A 5,401-nucleotide genomic window follows, 5' to 3' on the forward strand; every position below is an offset into this window, starting at 1 on the left:
CGACCGGCTGGTCGCCGGGGCGGTACGGAATGCCGATTCCGCCGCCGAGGTCGACGAACTCGATTCGGATTCCGAGCGCGCGCTTCAGTTCGGCGGACAGTTCAAAGAGCATCGCGGCGGTTTCGACGAAATATTCCTCGTGCAGCTCGTTCGAGGCGACCATTGTGTGCAGCCCGAAGCGTTTCGCGCCGCGCTTCCTCGCGTCGGCGTATGCGGCGAAGATTTGCTCCCGCGTCAGCCCGTATTTGGCTTCCTCCGGCTTGCCGATAAACGCGTTGCCGGTTTTGAGCGGGCCGGGGTTATAGCGGAAGCAGACGAGTTCCGGCACCGCGCCGAGCGCCTGCTCCACAAAATCGATATGGCTTATGTCGTCGAGGTTTATGATTGCGCCGAGTTTTGCCGCGTACCGGTATTCCGCCGCGGGCGTCTCGTTCGACGTGAACATGACGCGCTCGCCCCTAATGCCCGCCCGTTCGGACAGCACCAGTTCCGGCAGGCTGGAGCAGTCGGTGCCGCAGCCCTCGTCCGCGAGGAGCTTCAGCATATACGGGTTGGGGCAGGCTTTTACCGCGAAATGTTCGCGGAACGCGGGAAAGCGCGAAAACGCCTGCGTAAACCGGCGCATATTGGCGCGAATCGCTTTTTCATCATACAGGTAAAACGGCGTGCCGTATTGCGCGGCGACCGCCTCCAGCGCGTCTTTGCCGAGCGGGAAGGGAAACATAGGGACTCCTTGCCTTTTCTTCTATGATACCCCGCCGCGGGGAAGATAGTCAATTTCGTGCATACGCTTGTTCTCGGAGGGGGAAGCCCCGCGCCGCATGCGGGCGCAAAAAAAAGCGGGGAAGTCCGTGCGCCAACCCGCCTGAATGCCGGCGTTTCTCTTACGGGGAACGCCCGATACCGCAGCCGCTTTATTACCGCTGCGCAAACGCCGCCATTCATGTCAGATGTTTGTTCCTTTACCTTTAAGTCCACACTGCCTAGTATCTCAATATCCGAAAGACAGTCCAATTTCGGCATTACTCTATAATGACTTTTTTATAAACTACGGGCAAGCGGGCGTCCTTGCCGAAATCGCACGACGTTGTGGCGGGAAACTACTATTCTACGAAGGTTTGGTAGTACACTACGAAGGTTTGGTAGTACATAAAAATAGGCGGACGGGGTTATCAACGTCCCCCAGCCGGAGACTTCATTCCCAGCGCGGACGGCGCGGCTTTCGCAGGAACCGCAAAAACTTCCGGCTCTGTGCCCGTCGGGTAATCCCGCCGCCGCAAGGCAAAAGGCGGGGTCTGGACACGATATCCGAAACGTGCTACGGTATGAACGTCTTTCGGGGGCGATTAGCTCAGCTGGTTAGAGTACAAGCATGACACGCTTGGGGTCACTGGTTCGATTCCAGTATCGCCCATTAAAACATTCCCCCATATAAAGTTAATAGAGGCTTCGCGTAGTTTTGCGCCGAGCCGCCGCATAAACAGCAGTCCCGCACCGTTGCAGGATTGCCGCTTGTGCGGCGCCGCAGAAAAGCCGCCGCGCATATCGCCGGAGAGGCGCGCTGTGCGGACAAAAAACGTGCGGTAGTTTAGGAAAAAACAAGCGCGCGTTTTTTTGCCGAGGTGCGGGAGTTTTTGCAAAAAGGCACGCATGAAAAAGGGAAAGAACAAAGCGAATATATCAGCCGAGAGCGCCGCTTATCCGGTACCCGCCCGCGCAAAGCGCTGCTTCGGCGCGGAACACTAGCCGCCGTATCAGAGCTTTTCTATTTTTATAGAACCGAGGTGCAATAACTGACTGTATATCGGCGCAAGCGTTTCGTCGTTTTGCCCTACCGATACCGCATACGCGTTGACGAACCAAACGTCGTTCTCTGTAAAACTATTATACTTTACGTCGGAATCGCTCTCTCTCGGTGAATCCTCGTCCTCGGAACTAGCCGCACCGGCAACGAGAGAACTCCGATAAAAATTAAATCCCTGCCTCTTATTCGTGCTTCGAAGCGGCCGGTTTTGTATAGGCATAATACTGCCACCTTTTATCTCTGCCGAAAAATTGCCCTCATCATATAAACGAATTTTTATCTCATCGTTTGGGTCGTTGTCAGGGGGAATCAATATGTTGCTATGTAAGTTTGAATTAAGTCTTTCATATCCAAGCGACACCATTTTATTGAAGCCGCTGGAAGAATACGCTGTGTTTGCATAGCTTATCGAAGTGGCGTCGGTACTGCGGTCGGTTTCGTTGTTATAAATCCGGTAATACACCTCCGTTCCCTGAAAAGGAGGGCTGGGGTTATCGGCAGTGCCGAAGGAAAAATATCGATACGTCGCATCGCCTGGGTTTGAAACGACGCTGCCTGACGGCGGCTCCAAAAACGTATAGTCTTCGATACCGCAGGAAAAAAACAAACCGGCAAGCGATAAAACGGGAAACGCCCTGAACGCCCCCCCCTGCTTCATACGCGCTTTCATTGAATTCGCTTTTCGGCGCGCAACGCGATAAGCCTGCTCTGTGCCAGTTCCGCCCACAAATCATCGGGATACCTATCGGCGAGTTGCGTATAATGCAGTGCGGCGCCCTCATAGTCGCCGGATTCGTCCTTGATTCGCCCCATATTGGCTATCGCGTGCGTTTTGAGCAGGAAGTTTTCGTCGTTCGCCGCTTTTGCATAATACGAAAGCGCGCCGTCGGTGTCGCCGAGTTCTTCGCAGCATACCGCCGCATTATACCACGCGAGCCGAGCGGTGTACGCTTTCGGCTGTATTGACGCCGCCAAAAGCCACGCGTCCCGCGCCTCCGCCCACTGTTTGTTCTGGAAAAACAGCTCGGCTTTCAGCATGTTCCCACGGATGCCGACAATATTTTTTGCGGAAGCAAACGGTTTCAACTCGCCGAGCGCGATGCTCCGCATATCGCTCTTCGCTTTCTCGTCCGCTTCGTTTTTAGGAACGCCACCCAGAAGGTTTTTGGAATCATCGCTATCAACGCTGTCTGCGACACTGGCGGACTTATTTAAGGCTGAAGTGAGCTTAAAAGAAATCGCGTCGATTTCGGAAAGTCTTTTTTTATGCGACGTATTTAGGATAACCGTAACGCACCCAATGCCGATAGCGACTACGAATAACATGACCACCGTAAGCAGAAAAGCAAACCGATATCTTATAAAGAACTGCACGAAGTGTACCGTTTCTGTTTGTTTGCCGTGCGGTGTCTTCATTTCCACTTTTCCCCGAAAACGTTAATTGGTTTTTATTTTGAGCAAATCGCCAAGCGTGAATGCATTGTCTTTCTCGTCATGCTTTGAAGTCATATACTGCGCGATTTCATCCCGCTTCTGTTTTTCTTTGAGTTTTCGGACAGAAAAAACCGCCTGTTGTTTTTCAACATTTGTTTCGAGTACAAGCACGTTGATTTTATCGCCGACTTTATACAGCTTTACTGCTTCCTCAAAGTTCTCATTTTTTTCAATTAGGTCGGCACGGTTGACCAACCCTTCTATACCTTCGGAAGCGCGGACAAATAAACCGAAACCGGTTATTGAAGCAATTTCACCCTCAAAAGCAGATCCGGACGGGTGCGCGGAAGCAAACAATTGCCAAGGGTTTTCGGTCAGATGTTTTATGCTCAAGCGGATGCGTCGGTTTTTTGGGTTATTCTCAATAACAACGGTTTCAACTACCTGCCCGACCGATAATTCGCTTCCGAGGTTCCGAATCTTTTTTGTCCACGAGCAGTCATTAATATGGAGAAAAGCGTCAATTCCTTCTTCCATCTGAATAAAGGCGCCCGCCTTTGTTACTTTGGTGACGGGACGGGCAAGTCGCATATTAACCGGATATCTTTCTGACACGGTATCCCACGGATTTTCCGTTGCTTGCCTTAAACTGAGCGAAACGCGCCCCGCCTGAATATCGTAGCCGAGTACCTTGTATTCAACTTTGTCGCCTATTTTAAGCATATCGGACGGATTGCCGCTTTTTTTTGTCCAAGAAAACTCGCTGACGTGGGCGAGCCCCTCAATGCCGAAGGAAAGCTCAATAAAGGCGCCGAACTCAGTCAATTTGGTTACAGTCCCAGTTGCCACATAACCTACATAAAACAATTCTTCAAAATGGAGCCACGGGTCTTCTGTTAAATGCTTGAGCGAAAGATTGATACGCCTTTTTGCAGGATCAAGGCTGATGACTTTCAATTCAATTTTCTGTCCTTTGTTGACAAAATCTTTCGGGCGAATTACGTGCTCCCAACTCATATCGCTAATATGAAGCAATCCGTCAAAACCGCCCAAATCGACAAATGCCCCAAAACTTATAAAGTCTTTTATCGTGCCTTTTACGGTCGCACCAACGTCCACCGTTGCGAAAAATTCTTCACGTTTTTTTTCAACAAGTCTCTCAAGGTATTTCCGGCGGCTTACCACGATGTTCGTGCGGTTATCAGAATAAATATGGTCAATAAGGAATAAGGTGGTTTGACCTATCAGCGATTCAGGGGTTTCATTTTTTTGTCCCCCGACTTGGCTAATCGGCAGAAATGCGTGTATGTTTTGCCCGAGTTCAATATCATATCCTCCCCGCACCTGTTTGCAAATCTTGCCTTCCACTGGCTCAGCCTTTTGAAACGCTTGCTTCAGCGTTATCCACGCTTGCTTTATGTCGGCACCTCGCTTTGAAATGACGATGTCGCCATTTTTGTCTTCTTTTGAGACAAACAGCACGCTGACGGTTTTGCCGATTTCGGGTAGCTCGGAGAACTCTGTTTCGGGTATTTTCCCTTCTGATTTATACCCAATATCCACAAAAACTTCCCCGCCGGCAATCTGCACAACAGTTCCCTCTATCAGCTGTCCTTCTTCAAGCGATTCAAAGCTTTTAAAATATTCTTCCTGCAATTGCGCCTGAATATCATTCTGTTCAGAAGACTTTACCGTCACTATGTCCGCTTGATTCATACAGTACCCTTATATAATAAGGTCGATTATTATTGCACAAACCTTATCAACGGTCAAGCCTGAGGTATCGATATACGTCGCGTCCGACGCGATTTTTAGCGAACCCTCGGCTTTGTTTTTATCGCTTTCGGCGCGTGCGCGGATTGTTTCTTTTATCTCTTCCAGCGTCAAATTGCTCACGCCTTGCTGGTAACGTCGCGTTGCCTGAACGTCAATTGAAGCGTCGAGGTAAAACTTATAGTCCGCGTCGGGAAACACCGTCGTCGTCATATCTCTGCCCTCGCAAACGACGTTTTGCGATTCGGTAACCGCGCGGATTTTTTCGTTTACGATACGGCGGAGCGGCACAACCGCAGATACGGCGGACACCTGTGCGTCGACTGCGTCAGAATGCAACTTATCTTCAACATCCTCGCCGTTTATCACGAGACACGAATGTGCGTATTC

5 protein-coding genes and 1 tRNA gene are annotated in these 5,401 nt (G+C 50.6%); 1 reads left to right on the plus strand and 5 read right to left on the minus strand.

Features of this window, described 5'->3' with window-relative positions; all coding sequences use genetic code 11:
- On the minus strand, positions 1-724 hold a 724-nt coding region (locus AWU74_RS03485; RefSeq protein WP_498067479.1), incomplete at its 3' end, for a type III PLP-dependent enzyme domain-containing protein.
- Between the two features lie 616 nt (positions 725-1,340).
- Here AWU74_RS03485 and AWU74_RS03495 point away from each other — a divergent pair.
- A tRNA-Val gene (locus AWU74_RS03495) sits at positions 1,341-1,414 on the plus strand.
- A 340-nt stretch (positions 1,415-1,754) separates the two neighbouring features.
- On the opposite strand, the gene AWU74_RS03500 is transcribed toward AWU74_RS03495, so the two are convergent.
- From AWU74_RS03500 to AWU74_RS03515, 4 genes are all read right to left on the minus strand, one after another.
- Positions 1,755-2,474 carry a hypothetical protein gene (locus AWU74_RS03500; RefSeq protein WP_059369683.1) on the minus strand — a complete coding sequence of 240 codons (720 nt, stop codon included), beginning with the start codon at positions 2,472-2,474 and terminating at the stop codon, positions 1,755-1,757.
- Positions 2,471-3,226, minus strand: a complete 756-nt coding sequence (locus tag AWU74_RS03505) for a tetratricopeptide repeat protein (RefSeq protein WP_062327642.1) — start codon at positions 3,224-3,226, stop codon at positions 2,471-2,473. The genes AWU74_RS03500 and AWU74_RS03505 overlap by 4 nt, the downstream gene beginning before the upstream one ends.
- Before the next feature lie 15 nt (positions 3,227-3,241).
- Positions 3,242-4,954: a S1 RNA-binding domain-containing protein gene (locus AWU74_RS03510; RefSeq protein ID WP_059369681.1), complete on the minus strand. Its 1,713-nt coding sequence runs from the start codon at positions 4,952-4,954 to the stop codon at positions 3,242-3,244.
- Between the two features lie 9 nt (positions 4,955-4,963).
- Positions 4,964-5,401, minus strand: a 438-nt coding sequence (locus AWU74_RS03515; RefSeq protein WP_062327645.1) for a (d)CMP kinase, incomplete at its 5' end; no start/stop codon positions are given.

The organism is Treponema endosymbiont of Eucomonympha sp. (assembly GCF_001028545.1).

Coding starts and splice junctions, on each gene's coding strand:
- AWU74_RS03500 (WP_059369683.1), bottom strand. CDS start 2,474: ATGAAAGCGCGTATGAAGCAGGGGGGGGCGTTCAGGGCGTTTCCCGTT.
- AWU74_RS03510 (WP_059369681.1), bottom strand. CDS start 4,954: ATGAATCAAGCGGACATAGTGACGGTAAAGTCTTCTGAACAGAATGAT.